The organism is Sphingobium sp. LMC3-1-1.1 (genome assembly GCF_040676285.1).
GTDB lineage: Bacteria > Pseudomonadota > Alphaproteobacteria > Sphingomonadales > Sphingomonadaceae > Sphingobium.
In genome coordinates this window covers 45,761-63,409 of record NZ_JBEGHQ010000005.1, presented here as the reverse complement: position 1 = coordinate 63,409, position 17,649 = coordinate 45,761, and the positions used below count along the sequence as shown (strand labels likewise).

Here is a 17,649-nt window from a genome sequence, read left to right as displayed (position 1 = left end):
TGGCAATGATGCGACGAGAAAACCGTGTTGGCGGCTGGCATCAGATTTGACGCAGCGCGCTCCAGCGCTTGCGGAACGGAACTGCTAGTCGGCATCGGGGTCGCGGAAGTTGAGGCGGCGGGTCACGGTGTAGTCGAGCACGCCGACCAGGAAATAGCTGATCCACTGTTTGACCAGCGTGGGCAGGCTGCGCTGGGTACGGTAGGTTTCAAGCGTGACCTGGCGGCTTTCTCCTGTCCGCCGGTCGATCAGCGCCCGCATCGCCTTGGCAAAGCCGGCATGCTCGATCCGCAGCATGATTTCCAGGTTGAGGAACAGGCTGCGCATGTCGAAATTGGCCGAGCCGATATAGACCGCATCGTCCACCACGATCAGCTTCATGTGCAGCTTGCACGGTTGATATTCCCAGATCTCCACGCCGCGCCGGAGGAGGGGGCCATAGAGCAGCCGCGCCGCCGCGACGGTCGCGCCATTGTCGGACCTGGAGGGCAGGATGAGGCGAGATCCCTTGCGCCGCGCGGCCCTGGCAATGCGCTTGAGCATGCCGCGGCCCGGCGAGAAATAGGCCTCCACCATGTCGAGCCGCCCTGCCTGCTCCAGATCATGCTTCACAAGCTGCGCCCAGGGACTGAGCCGCCGGGTGGGGCCGCCGATCACCCAGCGCATCGGCTCGTCCGCTACGGGATGGATGGGGCTGTGCCAGTTGCGCACCATGCGGCGCAGCGTGCGGAACCGCTGCCTTCGCGTCGAGACCCAGCGCCAGAGCTGGCCGTACCAGCTGGTCATCGCCTGCACCTGCGGCCCTTCCACCAACAGGCCCAGATCGTGCCAGCAATCCTCCGCCGGAATCCCGAAATAGCCGTCCTCGACGTTGAAGCCGCCCATCAGCAGCCGCCGGTCGTCGGCAATCGCCAGCTTCTGGTGATTGCGGATCAGGTAGCGCATCGATCGGCGCGCGCCGAAGCGGCCGAAATGCGCTCCAGCAGCCACCAGCGGATCGAAGAAGGCGAGCGGCGTCGATCCCGATCCGAAAGCGTCGATCATCAGCGTGACCGCTACCCCGCGCCGCTGTGCCGCGATCAGCCGGTCCAGGATCAGCCGTCCGCTGTCGTCGGCCGCGAAGATGTAATAATAGAGCTTTACGCTTTCCCGCGCGCCGTCGATCAGGTCGACCAGCGCCTGCCGCAGCGCCGGCCCCGTCTCGATCACGCGCAGGTGGTTGGCGTGCAGCGACAGGTCGATCTGTTCCCCGCCCTGTTCCCCGCCATGACCCGGCTCTGCCTGCCCGATGCTCGCCATGCTCCGTTCATGCCCGCATTCGCGGCGGCTGACCATGACTTTATGGGCTTTTCATTGACTCTTGGAACAGGCGCTGTTAGGCGCGCATTTCACTATTTTACCTTTGGTTCAGGAGCGCCCGTTTGGCCCGCGTTACCGTCGAAGATTGCGTCGACAAGGTTACCAACCGTTTTGACCTCGTCCTGCTTGCCGCGCAGCGCGCCCGCGAGATTTCCGGCGGCGCGGAGCTGACGCTGGACCGCGATCGCGATAAAAATCCCGTCGTGGCACTGCGTGAAATCGCGGAAGAGACGGTCCTTCCGGTCGATCTGCACGATTCGCTCGTCGCGTCGCTGCAGAAGGTGCAGATTGACGATGACGACACGCCCGATGAAATCGGCTCGATCGCCCAGTCGGCGGAGGCGCTGCGCCTGACCGCCGCTGCCCCGCCGCGCAACCAGAATATCGGCGGCGATTACGACGGCTGATCCGGTCACCAGCTTGGAGAGGGAATGAGGCCCGGCCTGCGCAAGCAGGACCGGGCCTCACCGTTTCAGGGAGTGGGTCGGCCTGGCTCAGGTCGCAGGAACGGCATCGCGCCTTCCCGGCGCTGCATGTAGGCGAATGCCTGTCTTCTTCCCATTCTCGTCCAGATTGAATCTCCGCACTCGTAAGCGTCTTGGGAAAGCCGCGAAAAATCTTGGCCGTTACGGCATGGCGTGGTTATAGCCTGCCAGGCAGGCGGAAGAGCGCGCCGAAGATGCGCCGCGAGTGAGGAGATGCCGTTTTGAGCGCGAAGGAGCGTTTTCCCAATCTGGTGACCCTGTTCTTCACTCGCGCGAAGGCGATGGGTGACGCGCCTTTCCTCTGGCGCAAGACAGCCGGGCAATGGCAGTCGCTGAGCTGGACCGAGGTCGCCCTTGAAGTCGCCTCGTTGGCCAGCGCCTTGCAGGCGCAGGGGCTGAAGCCCGGCGATCCGGTGATGCTGGTCAGCGAGAACCGGCCGGAATTCTGCATCGCCGACCTTGCCATCATGGCGGCCGGATGCGTCACCGTGCCGACCTACACCACGAACACCACGCGCGATCACCAGCATATCCTGACCGACAGCGGCGCCCGCGCGGTCATCGTCTCCACTGCGAAGCTGGCGCAGACCCTGATGCCCGCCGTGCTTCGGTCGCAGGCGAACATCGTCATCGGCATGGAGCCGTTGCGCGGCATGCAGGGGCAGGTCACCTGCCATTTGTGGAGCGACCTGATCGCCCATTATCCCACCGACATCGAAGCCTGCGCCGCCAGCCAGGCGGCGAAGCGCGAGGATCTGGCCTGCATCATCTATACCAGCGGCACCGGCGGCGCGCCGCGCGGGGTGATGCAGCATCATGGCGCGATCCTCTGCAACATCGAGGGCGCGGACAGCTTGCTGGAGGAGGATTTCGGGCGGGGCGAAGAGGTGTTCCTGTCCTTCCTCCCCCTTTCCCACGCCTATGAGCATAGCGGGGGCCAGTTCCTGCCGATCATGGCGGCCGGGCAGATCTATTATGCGGAAGGGCTGGAAAAGCTGGCCAGCAATATCGAGGAGGCAAGGCCGACGATCATGGTCGTCGTCCCCCGCCTGTTCGAGGTGCTGCGCACCCGCATCATCAAGTCGATCGAGAAGCAGGGCAAATTTCCCACCTATCTGCTGGGACAGGCGCTGCGCATCGCAGCGAAGGAACAGCAGGGGAGGACATCCCTGCTAGACCTGCCGATGAAGGCGCTGCTGGCGCGGACGCTGAAGCCCAAGGTGGCGGCGCGCTTCGGCGGGCGGATGAAGGCGCTGGTGTCAGGCGGCGCTCCTCTCAATCCCGATGTCGGCCTGTTCTTCGACGCCATGGGACTGACGCTGCTCCAGGGCTATGGCCAGACCGAGGCCGGGCCGGTGATCAGTTGCAACCGGCCGCGCGCGGGGATCGCGATGGATACGGTGGGGCCGCCGCTCGACGGCGTGGAGGTGCGGATTGCGGAGGATGGCGAAATCCTCGTCCGCGGCGAGCTGGTGATGCACGGCTATTGGCGCAATCCGGCGGAAACGGAAAAGGCGCTGCAGGATGGGTGGCTGCACACCGGCGATATCGGGGAGATCGATGCCAGGGGGCGCATACGCATCACCGACCGCAAGAAGGACCTGATCGTCAACGACAAGGGCGACAATGTCTCGCCCCAGAAAGTCGAAGGCATGCTGACGCTCCAGCCGGAGATCGGGCAGGCGATGGTCCATGGCGACCGTCGTCCGCATCTGGTGGGGCTGCTGGTGCCGGACGCCGAATGGACGCGCGAATGGGCGCAGGCGCGGGGGCGCAAGGTCGAGGGGATCGAGGCGGATGGCGATTATCTGGCTGCGCTGCGCGCCGCCGTCGATCGGGTGAACGACGATCTGTCCGTGATCGAGCGGGTGCGGCGCTTCATCCTGGCCGACGAGCCCTTCACCATCGACAATAGCGAGATGACCCCGTCGATGAAGATCCGACGGCATGTCATCCGCGCCCGCTATCAGGATCGGCTGGACGCGCTGTACAAGGGGTAGGTTGTTCCTGCCCGTGCGGGAAGGCCGCGCCGGGAGGCGATCCTATTTGCCCGGCGAGCGATAGGGCGTGAAGTCGCCAAGCGCGCAGCTTCCCGTCACCATTCCCGTGGTCAGGTCGGCGCTGGTGACCATGTCGCCACGGCAATATTGCGATCCCCAGGTCTTGATGATCATCGTATCGCCACGCGTCAGCCCGGAACAACTGCCGATCAGGTCGTTGCGATAGACCAGTCGCCCGCTGACCCGATAGAGCAGCACATTGCCGCTGATGGCGGTCAGGTTGGTCTGGGGTTCGTGATTGACGCAACTCGTCTTTTCGCCGGCCACCTTGCCGGCGAGGGCTTGTTCCAGCTCACTCGTCTGTTTTTCGGTCAGCTTGGGCGGCTGATAGCTGCCCGAGCATCCCGCCAGCAACAGCGGGACAAGCCACGGGACGGACCGCGATATCCATGGACGCACGACACCTCTCCTCATTCGTCCCCGCTTCCAAGACGCTCAACCGGCGTGGAAACCGTCACGCCGCATCCTTCGCCGCCCGTCGCTCCGCCAGTTGCGCGACATCGCGGGCGCGCATGAAGATGTTGGTCGCGCGCTCCTGCCCGATGCTGGTCGGCACGGTAGCCTCCCCCCGCAAACGCGCCGCGTCTACCTGCGCCATGCGGGCGTGCAAGGCGGCGTTGTCAGGCTCGACCGTCAACGCGAAGCGGCCGTTCGACTGCGTATATTCATGCGCGCAATAGACGATGGTATCGTCGGGCAACTCGGCCAGGCGCTGCATATTGGCGAACATCTGCGCCGCCGTCCCCTCGAACAGTCGGCCACACCCCATGGCGAACAGCGTGTCGCCCACGAAGATCATATGGTCGTCCGCCAGATGATAGGCGACATGGCCTGCGGTATGGGCGGGCACGGCCAGCACGGCCGCCCGGTGGGCGCCGATGCACACGCTGTCGCCCTCCCTGACCATGCGGTCCAGCGTGCCGATCTTCTCGGCCTCCGCCGCGGGGCCGGTGATGGTGCAGCCGGTCGCCGCCCTGATCGCCGCATTGCCGCCGACATGGTCGCCATGCCAGTGGGTGTTCCAGATCTGGCTGATCGTCCAGCCCCTTTGCTGCGCTGCCTCCAGCACTGGCCCGGCGACGGCAGGATCGACGACGACGGTTTCCTTGCTGGCATCATCGTGCAGCAGCCAGACATAATTGTCGTTCAGGACGGGGATGCGGACGACTTCCAGCATGGTTTTACCAGACTCCGACATTGGGCATGGAAACCCAGGGCTCGGCCGGTTCCAGACGCCCGTCCTGCAGCAGTTCGACGGAAATACCGTCCGGCGTCCGCACAAAGGCCATATATCCGTCACGGGGCGGGCGGTTGATCGTCACGCCCGCATCCAACAGCCGCTGGCAGGTCTCATAGATATTCTCGACCCGATAGGCGAGATGCCCGAAATTGCGGCCGCCGCCATAGACCTCCGGCGGGGTGCCGTCCTCGGCAGGCCAGTTGTAGGTAAGCTCGACCTGCGCCTCCTCATCCCCCGGCGCGGCTAGGAAGACCAGGGTGAACCGACCCTCCGAGCTGTCGAAGCGTTTCTGTTCTTCCAGGCCGAGCAGGCGGAAGAAGTCCACGGTGCGGTCAATGTCGGTCACGCGGATCATCGTGTGCAGATATTTGGGCAAGTCTTCACTCCATTCGTCGTCATAAAGCAACGGTTCATCTCTGACGCCTTAGATGACCAGAAGATAAGCCCTGGCGGGCCTGGACGGAAGAGGGGAGGCGGCATGGCTTTAACCTATCATGACAAGCTTTTCGTGGCATGCGCGGGGGTGCTGGCCCTTGGCATGGTCGGCGGCGGTTACCTCCTGGGCGACGGGCTCAAGCGGGCCAAGGCGGCGGATCGTTCCGTGACGGTCCGCGGGCTGGCGGAAAAGGATGTGACGGCCGATCTTGCCACCTGGTCGATCAGCTACTCGGCCACCGGTTTCGACTTGCCCTCCGTCCGGGCGGAGATCGACAATAATACGCGGGAACTGCACGCCTATTTCGCCAGCCTCGGCTTCAGGCCGGATGCGCTGACGGCGACCGGCGCGGGCGTCAATCAATATATCAATAATGGCGTGAACACGATCACCATCACCCAGCGGATGTTGCTGCGCACGACCGACATCACCCGTGCCCAGCGCGCCGTGGCGCAGCAATTCGACCTGGTCCGGCGCGGCGTCACGCTGCAGGAGGGATCGGGCATGCGCTACAGCTTCACCAAACTCAACGACGTGAAGCCGCAGATGGTCGCCGCCGCCACCCGGGATGCCCGCGCCGCCGCCGAACAGTTCGCCCGGGACAGCGGCGCCAATGTGGGCGGCATCAAGAGCGCGACCCAGGGCTATTTTTCGATCGAGGCGCGCGATGGCGAGGCCGACGGGTCCAGCGATACGCCGTACAAGAAGGTCCGGGTCGTCACGACGGTCGACTTCTACCTCGATTAGGACCGGTCGGCATCCAGAAGAGGATCCGCCCGGAGCATCTTCAGTTGGCGGGCTTCGGCGTCAGGCGGGAAAGATTGTCGGCGGCGGCCTTTCCTGCGGGAGCATCCGCGGCCAGCTTCACGGCGCGTTGCCAGGCGGAGCGGGCAACATCCTCATGATCGGTGAGGATGGCGATATTGCCCTCCTCCAGCGCGACAGAGGCATCATCCGGGGAAAGCTGCACCGCGCGCGCAATCTGCGCCTGGGCCAGTTTCATCTCTCCCGATCGTCGCGCCAGGGTGGCCGAAAGCAGCCAGGCCAGCGGATCCTGCGGCACCTGCTCCAGCGCGATGTCCAGGGAGTCTCGCGCGGCCTGGGCATCGTTCAGCGCCACCAGTGCGCGGGCGCGGTCGAGATGCACCTCTCCCTTCTCCATCCCATCGGGCAGGCCGCGCGCCAATGCCGCGTCGAAATCGTCGCGCGCCTTGGCGGCATCGCCGGCCGCCAGCGCGGCATTGCCCGCCTGTGCCCATAAACGGCCGCTCTGCACCATTTCGCCGTTGCGTTCGGCTTCATCCGCCCCCTGTTCGAAGGCGACGATCGCCGGCGCCCAGCGTTCGGCGCGGGCATAGGCAAAGCCCATGCAGTTGCGCGCATAGAAGCTGCCGCCTTCGATACGCCATTGTTGCGCGAAGTCGACGCCCTTGTCGGGCGCCTCCACCGCCTGATCCAGACAGGCCTGGAATTTCGCGGCATATTTGTCCGGCACGGGAATGCGGCCGTCGCTTGCCGTTGTCGCTGCCCGTGCAGGCGCAGCGGGGACGGAAGCCGCGGCCTCCGCCTTTTCCTTCCTCTTGCGGTTCATCACCGCCTCGATCTCCGGATCATAGACCTGCGGCGCGAGCAGAAGCAGCGGGAGGAGAAAGGGCATCAGAGGCTGTCCAACAGGCTGGCGACGGTCCGGATCAGCAGGGCGATGTCGGCGTCGCGGGAAAGGCGATGGTCGCCATCCTTAATCAGCAGCATCTGCACATCGGATGAACGCAGCCGCTCGGCGATGCGCAGCGCCGTCTGCCACGGTACATCTGGATCGGCCTGGCCCTGCAACAGGCGAACCGGGCAATCGATCGCGATTTCCTCCTCCAGCAGGCGGAGCGACTGGCCGGATTTCCAGAAGCCCAGGGTGGTGACATAGGGATCATCGCCATAGGGGGTCGGTTCCAGGAGTCGGCCCTCCGTTGCCAGCAAGGCCTTGTCCGCCTGGGTAAAGCCCCATTCGGTGAAATCCGGCGCCGCCGCGATGCCGACCAGCCCCGCCACTCGCCCCGGTCGCGCCAGCGCGATCAACAGCGCCAGCCAGCCGCCCATGGACGACCCGACCAGCACCAGCGGCCCGTCTGTCAGCGAATCGATCAGCAGCAGCGCATCGTCGCGCCAACTCGCCAGCGTCCCATCCTCGAACCGCCCGTCGCTCACCCCGTTGCCGGCATAGTCGAGACGGAGCATCGCCCGGCCCTGATCCCGCGCCCAATGGTCCAGCGCGACCGCTTTGCCGCCTTCCATGTCGGACATGTAGCCGGGCAGGAAGATGATCGTCGGCCCCGTGCCCGGCCGATGGCGATAGGCGAGCCGCAATCCGTCCCCGCGCGCGAAAAAGGCGGGTGGAGCGGTTTCGGGGCGTTCCATGCTATTTCTCCAGTTCAGCGGCAGGGGCCTGAAAAAGGCTCGTAAAAGGTCTTGGCGGGGAAACCAGAAAAAATAAGAATAATCCACCCGGCGTGATTGACAGCCCTCCGACCAGAGGCTAGTTGCGCGCTCCTACCCCGTGCCCAGATGGCGGAATTGGTAGACGCACCAGCTTCAGGTGCTGGCGATCGCAAGGTCGTGGAGGTTCGAGTCCTCTTCTGGGCACCATTTGTTCTTCCGGCGACGTCCGGGAACGTCCGAAAAACGGCTGATTTCAGCCGTTTTTTGTGCTAAGACCGTCCGGTCAAATCCGGGCTGATCCGGCACCAATCGGGAACAAATATGGTATCCTGCATGGTATCGAAGGCCCCTTATGGACGGGCCGATACCATGGGAAAACTCTTCGCGACCACCGTCACGAGCGCCAGGCCGAGGGAGCGCGAATACAAGCTCACCGACGGCGCCGGCCTCTATCTCCTCGTCAAGCCGAACGGTCGGAAGCTCTGGCGGCTGAACTATGCCTATCTCGGCAAGCAGCGTACGCTTTCCTTCGGCGCCTGGCCCGACGTCGGCCTCGCCGACGCACACGAGCGGCGCGACGAAGCCCGCAAGCTGATCGCCGCCGGGCTCGATCCCTCGCACGAAGCCAAGCTCGCCGAAGCGCGCGCGATGCTGTCCGAGGAAAACAGCTTCAAGCTGGTCGCCGAGGAATGGGTCGCCAAGCAGGAACGCGAGGGCATGTCGGAGGTTACGCTCAGCAAGATCCGCTGGCTGCTCGCCAAGGCCTATCCCAGGATCGGCAGCCGTCCGGTAGCCAAGATCACCCCGCAGGAAGCGCTGGCCGTGCTCCGCGCGATCGAGGCCACCGGTCGCTACGAAAGCGCGCGCCGGATGCGCAGCGTCCTCGGTCGCGTGTTCCGCTACGCCATCGCCACCACGCGCGCCGAAATGGATCCATCCCGCGATTTGCGCGGAGCGCTGACCGTTCCCAAGGCCAAGCATCTCGCCGCCATCACCACGCCCAAGGGCGCGGGCGAACTGATGCGCGCCATCGAGGGGTACACCGGCCACGCCATCACCCTGTTCGGGCTCAGGCTGTCGGCCCATCTGTTCGTGCGACCGGGCGAACTGCGCCAGGCCGAGTGGAGCGAATTCGACTTCGACCGCTCGGTCTGGAACATCCCCGAGCAGAAGATGAAGATGCGTCGGCCGCACCGCGTGCCGCTGTCCACGCAGGTCATCGCGCTCTTCGAACAGCTCTGGGAACTGACGGGCACGGGACGATACTGCTTCCCCTCTTTCCGCTCGCCGCTTCGCCCGATGTCCGAAAACACGGTCAACGCGGCCCTTCGAGCGCTCGGTTTCAGCCAGGAGGAGATGACGGCGCACGGCTTCCGGGCGATGGCGGCGACGCTGCTCAACGAAACGGGCAAGTTCAATCCCGACGCCATCGAGCGCCAGCTCGCCCATATGGAGACCAAAGCCATAAGGCGGGCCTACACGCGCGGCGAATACTGGGACGAGCGCGTGCGCATGATGCAGTACTGGTCGGATCAGCTGGACGAGATGCGCGACGGCGCGAGGGTCTTGAAGCCCAACTTCCGACGCGCCTGAGGCTCCCGGCCTAATGGTCACGATAGGCCCTCTCCGTCACTTCGGCGATCGACCGGAAGACAGCGCACGAACCCTGTGTGAGCGGATCATGGGCCTGCACATGCGCTTGCGCCCATTCCAGCCATTCGGCGGCAGGCGTGCCGCCGATTTCCAATGAAGAATCCGGGATCGCGGCGCGCAGCGCCATGAGGAAATCCCGCGCCAGTTCAGCTTCGCGCCATCTGCCGGCCTGTTCGAGAAAGCACCGGAAGCGGTCGCGGTCGAGCTTGAGCTCCTGCGCCAGGATCTGGCGACGCCGTTCCTCGGTCTCCCTTAGTCGCTGCCGCTCCTCGGCCTCTTGGCGCGCTGCCGCCATCATCGGGAATGCCGCAAGCAGGGTAGCGAGTATGTCGCCCACCCTGTCCTCGATCATGCCCTTGCGGCCGTCCTGCCAGACGCGGGGCAAATCGCCGGGCAACCAGCGCTTGATCTCGAAGACCAGCACATCCGTCTCGACCAGTTCTCGCCGGTATTGCTTGCCGGAGCCATGCCACGGTCTCTCTTCGGCAGTGAGGCGCTGGCGCACTTCCTTGAGCCGGGGCCTCAGTTGAAATGCGATCTCGTCCTGTCCGCACCGCGCAACGGGACCATGCCGGTCTGTCTCGGCGACGACGATCTTCTCTGCTTCCAAGGCTTTGAACAGGGTGTCCAATATCCTGAGGCGACGCCGTTCGAGCGGCGTGAAAGGCGCGGCCCGGACCGGCCGGTTGGGCCAGATATCATAGACCAGCCTTCCCCGGGCGATCGCCTCCCTTCGATTTGCAAGCCAGCCGGCAACGATGGAGTGCGGATCCGAAAGCCGATCGGCCACGCGCACCGCTTTGCGAGTGTGGCGGGCCGCCGCAAGAGGGTCGTGCGCAGTTGACGACGCACTACCATCCGGGTGCGGGGTAATTTCTATCTTCTCGTCCATGCCGGCTTTTGCGGGCGGCAAGGCCGGCACGGCGATCTCCTTTCCGGCCGCGACCTTGTTCCAGTGCCCAGGCCGAGGACGCGGGATATCGAGACGGTCGCACAGTTTGGCGAGACTTTGATCCGATATGCTGAAGCGTCCTGCGAGGTGGCGGAGAGGTTCGGCCCAGACCAGGGCGTGAAGTTCGGTACGGGACAGCAATGCACGGTCCAACAGCGTGGTGGGCATATCCATCGGACAGTCTTTCACTCCAAAGCCACATGCATGAGGACGCCGGAAGCTGCCGATCCGCCGCCCAAAACCGGTTTGCGATCATTCCATGACGCTCGGATTGAGAAATACCCGACAAGAAAAATGCATCGGCAATGACGCCGCTCGATTGGAAGGATATTATGCCTGTTCAGAGCCTTAAATCGCCTTGTTCCGCAGAGCCGGGCTTGCGTCTTGGACGACCTGCGATAAGCTGAAGGCGCGCCATCGATGCATGGCGCCGAGGCGTGAGAACCTCGTGCGAGATGAAATGGATCCGCCATCGTGCGGCCGGGTGGCCGACGCGCATGTCCAAGCCGTTCGCGGCCAAAGGCGTTGGCGCATGTGCTCGTGCATGTTCTCAACACCCGGCTTTCGCCGGCATCGCCTCGCCAGACGCGAGGAGATGCGATCGATGCGATCCACAGCCGGGATCGGCGCACTGCGCCACAAGCCATGCGGCCTGCACTAGGAGCGGCCCGTTTGCCGATCGACGAAGGCGAGCCGCTGCCGCCGACGCATGATCGCGTGACATCGATGGCGCCGACCATCGACGAATTGTACCGAACTGAGAGGCCACGGCTCCTGCGCTTCCTCGATCGTCGCGCTCCTGACGATCGCGCCGAGGAGATCGTCCAGCAGGTCTTCACCCGGCTCGTTGCCCGCGCGCAAACCGATGCCGTCGCGATCCATTCGCCCGGAGCCTATCTGCGCGAGGCCGCGCACAATCTCCTGCGCGATCACGCCCGCACCGTTGCCCGTAATCACCAGTCCCAGCATGTGCCGATAGACGATGTCGAAATTGGAAGCGGGGATCCTGTCGCTGCGTTGGAGGCGCGCGACCGTCTTGCCCGTGTCGAACAGGCCGTCCTGCGCCTCAAGCCGCTGACCCGGCAAATATTTCTCGCTTGCCGCCTTGATGGCTATAGTTACGCCGAAATCGCGGAACAGACGGGATTGAGCGTGCGAGGCGTGGAAAAGCAGATGAGCCGGGCGATCAAGCAACTTGGGCGACACCTCAGCGACCATGGCTGACGAAGTTCGTTCCATTCCGCGCGCTATCCAGGATGCCGCCGGGGATTGGCTGGCACGTCGGCAGGAACCTGCGAGTCCGGACGTCGAGCGAGCCTTTGCCGTCTGGCTGGATGCCGATCCGCGCCATCGGATCGCCTATGCGCAGGCGGAGCGTCACTGGCAGGATAGCTCGTTGCTGGCCGACAGCGACATCGGCCGCACGCGAAAGCTGGTTCGCGCACCCTTCCTGATGCGGCACAGCACCCATGTTGCGGCTGCCAGCCTTGGCGTCGTCGTCCTGCTCGGGATCGGCGGTATCGGCTTGCTGCGCTATGGATCCCCTCTCGAACTGGTTTCTCCGGCGCAAGCCGCGACCTACGAAACCGCGCTGGGCGAAATCAGGACCATATCGCTGGCGGACGGATCGCAGCTCACGCTCGACACCGCCACGCGCGTGCGTGTCACCCTTTCCGCGAGCGAGCGGAAGGTCTCGCTGGAACGAGGCCGCGCGCGCTTTCGCGTTGCGCCGGACGGCAAGCGACCGTTCACCGTTACGATTCCCGGCGGCACTGTCGTTGCACGCAGCACGCTGTTCGACGTCAGCGTGGAAAGCGGAAGTCCCGTGGTGGCGGTGATTGAGGGGCGGGTCGATCTCACCAGCACAAGTGACGCAGCCTCCCATCCAGCCCGAACGCTTGCCGCTGGACAGACCGCAGACCTGGGCAATGCCGACATGCCCCGTCCTACGTTGCCGGCCGAGACCCAATGGGTGTCCGGCATGCTGGCGCTGGACAGCGGCCCGCTTGGCGAGGCCGTCGCAGCCATCAACCGCTACAACCGCATCCAGATACGCCTTGCCGAGCCTGAGCTGGCCCGCCTGTCGGTTACCGGCGCCTTCCAGGTGCGCAATCCGGACGCCTTCGCCCGGGCCGTGGCAGCGACATTCGGGCTCGGTATCGACCGAACCGATCCGGGCGTGATCCTTCTTCGCAGCGCTCCGTAGGATGTTTTGACCCTTCACTGAAAAAAACCTGTCGTGGGTTTTCAGAACCCGGCGTCTCCCCGCCAACCAGCCACGACGTGGCCAGGGGGAGACACAGGATAATGGTTCGATTTGACGCAAGATATCTGTTCAACAGCATCGCTGCCGTGGCGCTGGTGGCGGGCCCTTCGGTCGCGCGAGGCCAGGACGTAAAGCGCCATGCCTTTGAAGTGCCGGCGCAAGATCTGGGCGCGTCGCTCCAGGCGCTGGCACTTCAATCCGGCATCACCGTGCTGGTCGACAGCAAGATCTTGGCGGGCAAGCAGGCCCCGCCGCTTCACGGTTCCTACACCGTCGAGGAAGCGCTGCGCATACTGCTCGACCAATCCGGGCTGGCATACACGCCTGTCGATGGCGGCTTTGCCGTGCGGCAGGCCCGCACAAGCCGTGACGGCAGTTCGACAAATGACCGGCAGGATATCGTCGTCACGGGAAGCCGGCTGCGCGGTGCCGCGATTGCTTCGCCGGTGGTCCGGATCGGTCAGGAAGAGATCCGCGATTCCGGCCAGGCTGGGTTGGGCGACGTTGTCCGCCGTATCCCGCAAAGCTTCGGAGGCGGGCAGAACCCCGGCATCGGCATGAATGTCCCCGACGCCAGCGGCGTCGACGTTGGCGGCGGATCATCCATCAATCTGCGCGGCCTTGGGAGCGATGCGACGCTCACGCTGCTCAACGGCCGGCGTCTCGCCTATACGGCTGTTCGGCAGAGCGTCGATGTATCGGGTATTCCGGTTTCCGCGGTCGATCGCATCGAGGTCGTCCCAGACGGCGCCTCGGCCATCTACGGCTCTGACGCGGTCGCCGGCGTCGCCAACGTCATCCTGCGCCGTGACTATGACGGCCTGGAAACTAGTGCCCGCCTGGCGGGAACCACGGACGGAGGCGATTTCCAGCAGCAATATGGCGTGCTGGCCGGGCGCAAATGGGCATCAGGCGGGCTGCTCGCGGCCTATGAATATGGCAGCAACACTGCGATCCGCGCGAGCCAGCGGTCCTATGCCGCGACACGCTCGCCGGGCCTCGATCTGTACCCGGCACTGCGCCATCACAGCGTCGTTGTCAGCGGACATCAGGACCTGGGCGGCGGCCTGGCCTTCTCAATCGATGGGCTATACAATATCCGCTGGAGTGACCTGACATTTCCGACGGTGGCAGGTGGCGATCTCGACGAAGGCAAGGCGACCTTCTCGTCGGTCGACAAGTCCTTCGGCGTCGCGCCGACACTCATGCTCGATCTGTCTGGCGGTTGGCAGATTGCGCTTGGCGGAACCTACGGCAGGGAACGGGTCGACTATCATCAGGTCGAATGCGCCCTGACGGTCTGCAGCGATTCCGGCCCCAGTTACTATCGCAACACGGCCAAATCGGTCGAGATCAATGCCAATGGCGACCTCTTTCGCCTGCCCGGCGGGACCGCCAAGATCGCCATTGGCGGCGGTTATCGCGATATCGGCTTCGAGCGGTTCGTCGGGACCGGAAGCGCGGTCAATACCGTCGCGTCTCAGGACAATCTGTTCGCTTTCGGGGAATTGAGCCTCCCCATCGTCGGCCCGGACCAGCACCTGCCGCTTGTGACCAAGATCGATGCGAGTGCTGCCCTGCGCTATGAGCGTTACCCCGGCATCGGCGACGTCGCCACGCCCAAGCTCGGTCTGTCATGGGCGATGACGCCTGATATCAGCCTCAAGGGAAGCTGGGGAAAATCCTTCCGCGCGCCAACGCTCTATCAGCAATATCAGCCGCGCGCGGTCTACCTGTTTCCTCCCGCAGCGCTGGGTGCGACGGGGACGCCGGCAAGCGCGGGGGCCATTCTCATCCTCGGCGGCAATCCCGATCTCAAGCCGGAAAAGGCGACGACTTGGTCGACCACGCTTGCCCTGCATCCGCGCGCACTGCCGGGCGCGAGCCTCGAGGTCAGCTATTTCAGCGTACGCTATCGCGACCGGATCGTATCGCCGATCACCTTGCTGGCGCAGGCTTTGAGCAATCCCATCTACCGCGACCAGATCATCTTCAACCCGAGTGCTACTCAACAGGCGGCCGCCATCGCCAGTGCGGGCACCTTCCTCAACATTACCGGCGTGCCCTGTGATCCGGCGAACGTCGTCGCGATTGTCGACAATGCCAATCTGAATGCCGGTCGGCAGCGCGCGAGGGGCGTCGATGTGCTGGCGAGCTACAATGCCGCGATTGCGCCAGACCAGCGACTGCGCCTGTCGCTCGACATCGCCTATCTCGAAAGCGACCAGCAACTCAGCGCTGGTCAGCCCACCTATGACCTTGCCGGCACCATCTTCAATCCGCCCCATTGGCGCGGACAGGCTGGAGTCGCCTGGACTGGCGGCAATCTCACTCTGGCGGCCAACGCCAATTACACCGGCAGTGTCAGCGACACGCGCTCGACGCCAACCGTGCGCATCAAGGCGATGACCACGCTCGATCTCACCGCCCGCTACCGGGTCGAGCCCGGTGCACCGCTCGGCGGTCTCGAATTCAGCCTGTCGGTCCAGAACCTCTTCAACGACAAGCCCGACCCGATCGCGACGTCGATACCCTACGATACGCCTTACGACTCGACCAATTATTCTCCGGTCGGCCGGATGATCGCCTTCGGGATCACCCGGCAATGGTGAGCGCCAAAATAAGGGGCGGCATCGGCATTGTGGCCTTGTGCCTGCTGATTCCCGGCGCAGCGTGGGCAAACTGCGGTGATGTCCTGCCTTCGGATGAGGCTGCCGTCCAGACAGCGACGCGCGATCTGACAGCGGCGGACCTCATCCAGCTTCGCGAGATTGGCGACCCGGATTCCGCCGTCTTCAACGGTCCGAGCCCGTTCGCTGTCGCGCCGGACGGCAGTCGTATCGCCTATATCATCAACCGTGCCGATCTCGCGACCAACAGCTATTGCCGCGCACTGGTCGTCAGTGCACTGACGGGCGTCGGCCCACCCGATATTGTCGATCGGGGCGGCGAACTCATCCAGATCATGGACGTGCAGCGCGGCTTTTACCTGCCGAGCGGCACCACGCGCACCATCGTTCCGTCCTGGTCCCCTGACGGGCGCAGGCTAGCCTATCTGCGGCGCGACCGTGGCGTGACGCAGGCGTGGGTGGCACAGGCGGACGGCGGCGGCGCGCGTGCGGTCACGCGCTCCGACGTCGATGTCGAGGCGGTGGCCTGGAGCAAGGACGGATCACGGCTGCTCTACGGCACGCGAAAAGGCGCGGCAGCCGTGCAGGCGGAACTCGATCGCGAAGGCCAGTCAGGGTGGCTGTACGACCGCCGCGTCTCGCCGGAGATTTCCCCGCGGCCGCTCACCCCGGCCACCGCGGCGCTGGACGTCAGCGCCGTCGATTTGCGTACCGGCGCGGTCGTGCCAGCCGATGCTGCTGAGCAAGCGGCAGTCGAACGCGCCGCACCTGCCGACATGCCGGTGGATCCGCAAGCCATCAGTGCTGACGGCCGCAAGGCGCATCTCGAGCGTTCGAACACTTCGCCGCTGACGTCCGCGAGGCTCTTCGTCACGAACGGCAACAGCAGTTGGCGCTGCGATGCCGAGGCCTGTGCCGGCGGTATCGTCTCGCTTTGGTGGCAAGGCGCATCGGTGCTTATTCTGCGTCGGGAAGGCTGGGCCAAGGAGGCGATGGCGCTCTATCGCTGGCGACCCGGCGCTGGCCGTCCGACCGCCTTGTCGCGCACAACCGACGTGCTGCACGGCTGCGTAATGGCTGGTACCGAACTGGTCTGCACCCGCGAAGACAGCAGCACGCCGCGCAATGTGGTTGCCATCGACACCGCGAACGGCAGGTTGCGCACCATTTTCGATCCCAATCCCGAATTATCCGGCATTCGCCTGGGTTCTGTCACTCGGCTCAGATGGCGCAACGATCTTGGCCTGGAAGCATGGGGCGACCTGGTCCTGCCGCCGGGGCACAAGCCCGGACAGAAACTGCCGATGGTCGTCGTGCAATATCATAGCGACGGCTTCCTGCGCGGTGGCACCGGCGACGATTATCCGATCTTCCTGCTCGCCCAGCGCGGGATCGCCGTGCTCAGTACCGAGCGGCCCAATTTCTTCGCCGCGGCCTTTCCCCAACTCAAGACCTGGTACGAAATCAATGCCGCCAACCAGAAAGATTGGGGTGAACGCCGCAGCCTGCTGTCATCGGTCCTCACCGGCGTCCGCCAGGCAGTTGATCGTAGCGATATCGATCCCGCGCGCGTGGGCATAACGGGCCTGAGTGACGGCGCTTCGACCGTTGCCTTCGCTTTGATCAACTCGAAAGCCTTCGCAGCTGCGGCCGTCAGCACCTGTTGCATGGAACCCAACACCACGGCGACCTATGGTGGCATCGCCTGGGCAGAGTGGCTGCGCGGGATGGGCTATCCGCCTGCAACCCGGGACAATCCAGGCTTCTGGCGCGACATGTCGCTGGCCCGCAATGCTGCCCGGATCGATACGCCGCTGCTCATGCAACTCGCCGACAATGAGTTCCGGCTGGCGCTCGAAGCCTTTGGTGCCCTTCACGAGCAGAACAAGCCAGTGGAGATGTATGTCTATCCCGACGAATTCCACGTCAAATGGCAGCCGATCCACCGGCGCGCCGTCTATGAGCGTAACTTGGACTGGTTCTCCTTCTGGCTACAGGGCCGGGAGGATTCGGATGCCGCCAAGATTGAGCAATATCGTCGTTGGAACGGGATGCGACAGGGAACTCCCCCTGCCTCATTGACGGTTCCAGTCCGCTGATGGGCTGCTCCCGACTAGCAGATTTCGGTTGCAAAA

At 64.5% G+C, this 17,649-nt stretch carries 15 protein-coding genes and 1 tRNA gene; 9 read left to right on the top strand and 7 right to left on the bottom strand.

The annotated features are described in order from the left end of the window. Positions 1–84: 84 nt before the first annotated feature. Positions 85–1,299, bottom strand: coding sequence for a phospholipase D-like domain-containing protein (locus MRBLMC3_RS08565; RefSeq protein ID WP_363827658.1), 1,215 nt, complete (start codon positions 1,297–1,299; stop codon positions 85–87). Between the two features lie 122 nt (positions 1,300–1,421). Here MRBLMC3_RS08565 and rpoZ point away from each other — a divergent pair, with 122 nt between their 5' ends. Beyond that, positions 1,422–1,766 (top strand): DNA-directed RNA polymerase subunit omega, encoded by a 345-nt coding sequence (gene rpoZ / locus MRBLMC3_RS08560; RefSeq protein ID WP_007688625.1) that lies wholly within the window; start codon positions 1,422–1,424, stop codon positions 1,764–1,766. Positions 1,767–2,065: 299 nt separating this feature from the next. Further along, positions 2,066–3,844 carry an AMP-dependent synthetase/ligase gene (locus MRBLMC3_RS08555; protein WP_363827655.1) on the top strand — a complete coding sequence of 593 codons (1,779 nt, stop codon included), beginning with the start codon at positions 2,066–2,068 and terminating at the stop codon, positions 3,842–3,844. Positions 3,845–3,886: 42 nt separating this feature from the next. On the opposite strand, the gene MRBLMC3_RS08550 is transcribed toward MRBLMC3_RS08555, so the two are convergent. Genes MRBLMC3_RS08550 through MRBLMC3_RS08540 form a run of 3 tightly spaced genes read right to left on the bottom strand, consistent with a single transcriptional unit; the run spans position 3,887 to position 5,520 of the window. Next, entirely contained in the window at positions 3,887–4,303 is a 417-nt protein-coding gene (locus MRBLMC3_RS08550) for a hypothetical protein (protein WP_363827652.1), read from the bottom strand. 55 nt (positions 4,304–4,358) lie between these two features. Then, the gene (gloB, locus tag MRBLMC3_RS08545) at positions 4,359–5,081 is read right to left on the bottom strand and encodes a hydroxyacylglutathione hydrolase (RefSeq protein WP_363827649.1); all 723 of its coding nucleotides are present in this window, start codon (positions 5,079–5,081) and stop codon (positions 4,359–4,361) included. 4 nt (positions 5,082–5,085) lie between these two features. Further along, positions 5,086–5,520, bottom strand: coding sequence for a VOC family protein (locus tag MRBLMC3_RS08540; protein WP_363827646.1), 435 nt, complete (start codon positions 5,518–5,520; stop codon positions 5,086–5,088). Positions 5,521–5,622: 102 nt separating this feature from the next. Between MRBLMC3_RS08540 and MRBLMC3_RS08535 the strand changes: the two genes are divergently transcribed. Beyond that, entirely contained in the window at positions 5,623–6,327 is a 705-nt protein-coding gene (locus MRBLMC3_RS08535; protein ID WP_363827644.1) for an SIMPL domain-containing protein, read from the top strand. Positions 6,328–6,367: 40 nt separating this feature from the next. Here the strand turns inward: MRBLMC3_RS08535 and MRBLMC3_RS08530 are convergent, their stop codons facing one another. Together MRBLMC3_RS08530 and MRBLMC3_RS08525 are read right to left on the bottom strand one after the other, a co-directional pair. Beyond that, positions 6,368–7,237: a tetratricopeptide repeat protein gene (locus MRBLMC3_RS08530; RefSeq protein ID WP_363827641.1), complete on the bottom strand. Its 870-nt coding sequence runs from the start codon at positions 7,235–7,237 to the stop codon at positions 6,368–6,370. Next, positions 7,237–7,992, bottom strand: a complete 756-nt coding sequence (locus MRBLMC3_RS08525; RefSeq protein WP_363827638.1) for an alpha/beta fold hydrolase — start codon at positions 7,990–7,992, stop codon at positions 7,237–7,239. The genes MRBLMC3_RS08530 and MRBLMC3_RS08525 overlap by 1 nt, the downstream gene beginning before the upstream one ends. Positions 7,993–8,133: 141 nt before the next feature. On the opposite strand from MRBLMC3_RS08525, the gene MRBLMC3_RS08520 reads away from it, so the two are divergent. Beyond that, positions 8,134–8,220 (top strand) — tRNA-Leu (locus tag MRBLMC3_RS08520). Between the two features lie 162 nt (positions 8,221–8,382). Beyond that, a complete protein-coding gene (locus tag MRBLMC3_RS08515; RefSeq protein ID WP_363827635.1) occupies positions 8,383–9,606 on the top strand; it encodes a tyrosine-type recombinase/integrase in 1,224 nt (407 codons plus the stop codon). Between the two features lie 10 nt (positions 9,607–9,616). On the opposite strand, the gene MRBLMC3_RS08510 is transcribed toward MRBLMC3_RS08515, so the two are convergent. Further along, positions 9,617–10,792: a hypothetical protein gene (locus tag MRBLMC3_RS08510; RefSeq protein ID WP_363827633.1), complete on the bottom strand. Its 1,176-nt coding sequence runs from the start codon at positions 10,790–10,792 to the stop codon at positions 9,617–9,619. Positions 10,793–11,290: 498 nt separating this feature from the next. Here MRBLMC3_RS08510 and MRBLMC3_RS08505 point away from each other — a divergent pair, with 498 nt between their 5' ends. From MRBLMC3_RS08505 to MRBLMC3_RS08490, 4 genes are all read left to right on the top strand, one after another. After that, positions 11,291–11,842: an RNA polymerase sigma factor gene (locus MRBLMC3_RS08505; protein ID WP_363827630.1), complete on the top strand. Its 552-nt coding sequence runs from the start codon at positions 11,291–11,293 to the stop codon at positions 11,840–11,842. After that, positions 11,835–12,824 (top strand): FecR family protein, encoded by a 990-nt coding sequence (locus tag MRBLMC3_RS08500; RefSeq protein ID WP_363827627.1) that lies wholly within the window; start codon positions 11,835–11,837, stop codon positions 12,822–12,824. Before MRBLMC3_RS08505 ends, MRBLMC3_RS08500 begins: the two co-directional genes overlap by 8 nt. 101 nt (positions 12,825–12,925) lie before the next feature. Next, on the top strand, positions 12,926–15,496 hold the full coding sequence (locus tag MRBLMC3_RS08495) for a TonB-dependent receptor (RefSeq protein ID WP_363827624.1): 2,571 nt from the start codon (positions 12,926–12,928) through the stop codon (positions 15,494–15,496). Beyond that, positions 15,490–17,613: an Atxe2 family lasso peptide isopeptidase gene (locus tag MRBLMC3_RS08490; protein ID WP_363827621.1), complete on the top strand. Its 2,124-nt coding sequence runs from the start codon at positions 15,490–15,492 to the stop codon at positions 17,611–17,613. Before MRBLMC3_RS08495 ends, MRBLMC3_RS08490 begins: the two co-directional genes overlap by 7 nt. Positions 17,614–17,649: the final 36 nt, after the last annotated feature.

Bases quoted from the DNA above. Each gene is read 5' to 3' on its own strand.
- gloB (WP_363827649.1), bottom strand. From the start codon at position 5,081: ATGCTGGAAGTCGTCCGCATCCCCGTCCTGAACGACAATTATGTCTGG.
- MRBLMC3_RS08525 (WP_363827638.1), bottom strand. From the start codon at position 7,992: ATGGAACGCCCCGAAACCGCTCCACCCGCCTTTTTCGCGCGCGGGGAC.
- MRBLMC3_RS08490 (WP_363827621.1), top strand. From the start codon at position 15,490: ATGGTGAGCGCCAAAATAAGGGGCGGCATCGGCATTGTGGCCTTGTGC.
- MRBLMC3_RS08565 (WP_363827658.1), bottom strand. From the start codon at position 1,299: ATGGCGAGCATCGGGCAGGCAGAGCCGGGTCATGGCGGGGAACAGGGC.
- MRBLMC3_RS08495 (WP_363827624.1), top strand. From the start codon at position 12,926: ATGGTTCGATTTGACGCAAGATATCTGTTCAACAGCATCGCTGCCGTG.
- MRBLMC3_RS08535 (WP_363827644.1), top strand. From the start codon at position 5,623: ATGGCTTTAACCTATCATGACAAGCTTTTCGTGGCATGCGCGGGGGTG.
- MRBLMC3_RS08515 (WP_363827635.1), top strand. From the start codon at position 8,383: ATGGGAAAACTCTTCGCGACCACCGTCACGAGCGCCAGGCCGAGGGAG.
- MRBLMC3_RS08500 (WP_363827627.1), top strand. From the start codon at position 11,835: ATGGCTGACGAAGTTCGTTCCATTCCGCGCGCTATCCAGGATGCCGCC.
- MRBLMC3_RS08530 (WP_363827641.1), bottom strand. From the start codon at position 7,237: ATGCCCTTTCTCCTCCCGCTGCTTCTGCTCGCGCCGCAGGTCTATGAT.
- MRBLMC3_RS08510 (WP_363827633.1), bottom strand. From the start codon at position 10,792: ATGGATATGCCCACCACGCTGTTGGACCGTGCATTGCTGTCCCGTACC.